A 3126-nucleotide genomic window follows, 5' to 3' on the forward strand; every position below is an offset into this window, starting at 1 on the left:
GGAGCCCCGAGCGACGTGGAAATATTGAGGTTGGACCAGGAGATTACTTCGTCGCTCGGGGCTCCTCGTAATGACAGCAGGGCAGGGCAAGTTCATCAGGAGGACGCCTACATGGATGTAAGCGGTAGAGCGACGCAGGATGCCAAAGCCGAGCCCCGGCGATGAAGTGATCTTAATCCCTGGCGCTGGTCTCTCGCCCCTCGCTCCTCGTCCCTCGCGACTCGCCACTAGTCACTCGCTACTAGTCACTCGCCACTCGCCACTCGCCACTCGCCACTCGCCACTAGCCACTAGCCACTAGTCTTCCCAACCATCGCCGTCCCCCGTACCCTTGCGGTATACTGACCGATTTCCCGTTCGGCGCGTTGGTCCATGGAATTGATTCGCGGTCTGCACAACCTCAAGCCCCGCCATCGTGGCAGCGTGGCGACCATCGGTAATTTCGATGGCGTTCACCTCGGCCACCAGGCGGTGCTGGGCCAACTGGCCGAAAAAGGGGCAGAGTTGTGCCTGCCGACCGTGGTGATCACCTTTGAACCGCTGTCCCGGGAGTATTTCGCCCCGGAATCCGCGCCGCCGAGGCTGACCCGGTTTCGGGAGAAGGTAAAGGCGATGCAGCGCTATTCCGTGGATCGGATGCTGGTGCTGCCGTTCAACCGCAAGCTGGCCGGGCTATCTGCGGAGGCCTTCATCCGGCAGGTCCTGGTGAAAGGACTGGGTATCCGCTATCTGGTGGTCGGTGACGATTTCCATTTTGGTGCGGGTCGGGAGGGTGATTTTGCTATGCTGCAAAAGGCCGGACGGGACTACGGCTTCGATGTGGTCAATATGCACACCCTGAGCCTGAACGGTGAGCGGGTAAGCAGTACCCGTATTCGCGAGGCCCTGCAAAACGGCTACCTGGAGATCGCAGAACAGCTATTGGGACGCCCCTACCGGATGTGCGGTCGGGTCGTGCATGGCGACCAGCGCGGCCGTTCCATCGGTTTTCCCACGGCCAATATCCGGATGCACCGAATCGTGGCGCCGGTGGACGGGGTCTTCGCTGTGGAGATGTTCGGGATCAAGGGCGAACCGCTGCCCGGCGTGGCCAACGTCGGCAAACGGCCGACCGTGGACGGCACCCGTTCCCTGCTGGAAGTGCACCTGTTCGATTTCTCCGGCGACCTTTACGGCCGGCATGTGCAGGTGGATTTTCTGAAACGCATTCGACCCGAAAAGCGCTTCGAGTCGTTCGAGGCCCTGAAGCAGCAAATCGAAAAGGACTCCAGCGAGGCCCGGAGGTTTTTCGAAGAACGGCACTGAATTGCACCGCAGAGACGCAGAGAGCGCAGAGGAGCGCAGGGAAGGATTATGGAACTCAACGAATTGTCAGGAGAGGTGATCGCCGCTGCAATCGAAGTGCATCGGCAGCTGGGGCCCGGGCTGCTTGAGTCGAGTTATGAAGCGTGTCTCTGTCGCGAACTGGGGTTGCGCGGCGTGCCGTTTGAGCATCAGCGTGAACTATCCGTAACATACAAAGGCATCGAGTTGGACTGTGGTTACCGCCTCGATGTGGTGGTCGATAACCGATTGCTCTTGGAGTTGAAATCGGTGGAGCAGATACTGCCCATCCATGAAGCCCCATTGTTGACCTATCTGAAACTGACGAAACTGAAACTGGGACTGCTGATTAATTTCAATGTTCCGATCCTTAAACGAGGCGTAAAGAGGTTCGTCAATAATCTGAAGACCTCTGTGTCCTCAGCGTCCTCTGCGTCTCTGCGGTGAATTCAAATATGGCTGATTACAAAAAAACGCTGAATCTTCCGAAAACGGATTTCCCCATGCGCGGCAATCTGGCCAAGCGCGAGCCGGACTGGCTGGCGGCCTGGGAGGGCAAGGACCTCTACGGACAGATCCGAAAGGCCTGCGCCGGGCGGGAGAAATTCATCCTGCACGACGGCCCTCCCTATGCAAACGGGGATATCCACATCGGCCATGCGGTCAACAAGGTCCTGAAGGACATTATCGTCAAGGCCAAGACCCTCTCCGGTTACGACGCGCCCTATGTCCCGGGCTGGGACTGCCACGGGCTGCCCATCGAGTTGCAGGTGGAGCGCTCCATCGGCAAGCCGGGGGTGACGGTGAAGACTCACGAGTTTCGCAGCAAGTGCCGTGAATATGCCGCGGTGCAGGTGGATGGCCAGCGCCGGGACTTCAAGCGCCTGGGCGTCTTCGGCGACTGGGATAATCCCTATCTGACGATGGATTACCGCTTCGAGGCGGATATCATCCGCACCCTGGGGCGGATCATCGAGAACGGCCACCTGCACAAGGGCTTCAAGCCCGTGCACTGGTGTACCGATTGCGGCTCGGCGCTGGCCGAGGCCGAGGTGGAGTACGAGGACAAGACCTCGCCGGCCATCGATGTGCGCTTTGAGGCAATGGACGAGGGTCTGTTCATCGAACGCTGCCATCACGTGGAGAACCATCACGGCGAAGGTCCGCTTTCGGTGGTGATCTGGACCACCACACCGTGGACCCTGCCGGCCAACCAGGCGGTGGCCCTCAACCCCGAACTCGAATACGCCGTGGTGCAGTGCGACGGCGTGCATGAACACGGTCCGGAGCGGTTGCTGGTAGCCGAGGCGATGCTGAAGGATGTCATGGGCCGCTGGGATGTGGACCACTACCGGGTGATCGCCTACTGCCGCGGCTCGGACCTGGAGGGGTTGAAGCTCAGACACCCCTTCTATGACCGCGAGGTGCCGATCATCCTCGGCGATCACGTCACCCTGGAGGCCGGCACCGGCGCCGTGCACACGGCCCCCGGCCACGGTCAGGAGGACTATGCGGTGGGTTTGAAGTACCACCTGCCGGTCGACAACCCCGTGGGCGGTGACGGTAAATTCCTGCCCGACACGCCCCTGTTCGCCGGCGAGTTCGTGCTGAAGGCAAACGATCACGTCATCGAAGTGCTCAAGACCGAAGGCAAGCTGGTCTATGCTAAGCGCCTGCGACACAGCTACCCGCACTGCTGGCGCCACAAGATCCCGATCATCTTCCGTGCCACACCGCAATGGTTTATCCGCATGGACGCGGAGTATCCCGGCCCTGTAGGGAACAAGGGCCGGGGCATTCGCA

Annotated in this window: 3 protein-coding genes; all 3 read left to right on the forward strand. The window is 60.4% G+C overall.

The genetic code is table 11. The annotated features are described in order from the left end of the window. The first annotated feature begins 372 nt into the window (after positions 1 to 372). Positions 373 to 1305, forward strand: a complete 933-nt coding sequence (gene ribF / locus Q7L05_RS13445) for a bifunctional riboflavin kinase/FAD synthetase (protein ID WP_303907602.1) — start codon at positions 373 to 375, stop codon at positions 1303 to 1305. A gap of 48 nt (positions 1306 to 1353) precedes the next feature. Then, complete coding sequence (locus tag Q7L05_RS13450) at positions 1354 to 1770, forward strand: GxxExxY protein (RefSeq protein ID WP_303907606.1); 417 nt, start codon at positions 1354 to 1356, stop codon at positions 1768 to 1770. 8 nt (positions 1771 to 1778) lie between these two features. Then, a partial coding sequence (locus Q7L05_RS13455) for an isoleucine--tRNA ligase (RefSeq protein ID WP_303907608.1) occupies positions 1779 to 3126 on the forward strand: 1348 nt, incomplete at its 3' end.

The organism is Thiohalomonas denitrificans, from assembly GCF_016841685.1.
In the GTDB taxonomy this organism is placed as follows: Bacteria; Pseudomonadota; Gammaproteobacteria; order Thiohalomonadales; family Thiohalomonadaceae; genus Thiohalomonas; species Thiohalomonas denitrificans_A.